Genomic DNA, 269 nt, shown 5'->3' on the forward strand with positions numbered 1-269 from the left:
GTGCCGCCACATCCAGCCAGCCGCGCTGGACGGCCTCGGCCAGCGGTGCGTCCAGCACGCTGCGTGGCAGCCCGGTACGCGACTCGAAATCGCGCAGGCCGAAACCTTCGTGCAGGCGCAGCAGGTTGAGCATGTACTCGCGCGTCCGTATGCAGCAATGAACTTACACCGTAGCGCCCATTCATGGCGGCCGCTCAATGTAAACTTTTCTATATAGAATCTGGTTGACAGCACTCACCCACCCACCCACACTGCCGCCCTCGCTCCAC

General features: G+C 62.5%; 1 pseudogene. It reads right to left on the minus strand.

The features are described from left to right. Nucleotides 1-139 (minus strand): annotated as a pseudogene (locus ABGA94_RS12460) (oxygen-independent coproporphyrinogen III oxidase-like protein); the annotation flags it as partial. Nucleotides 140-269 lie beyond the last annotated feature (130 nt).

Origin of the sequence: Stenotrophomonas sp. 3diitr2024, assembly GCF_042136455.1 — a bacterium.
Taxonomy (GTDB): domain Bacteria; phylum Pseudomonadota; class Gammaproteobacteria; order Xanthomonadales; family Xanthomonadaceae; genus Stenotrophomonas; species Stenotrophomonas sepilia.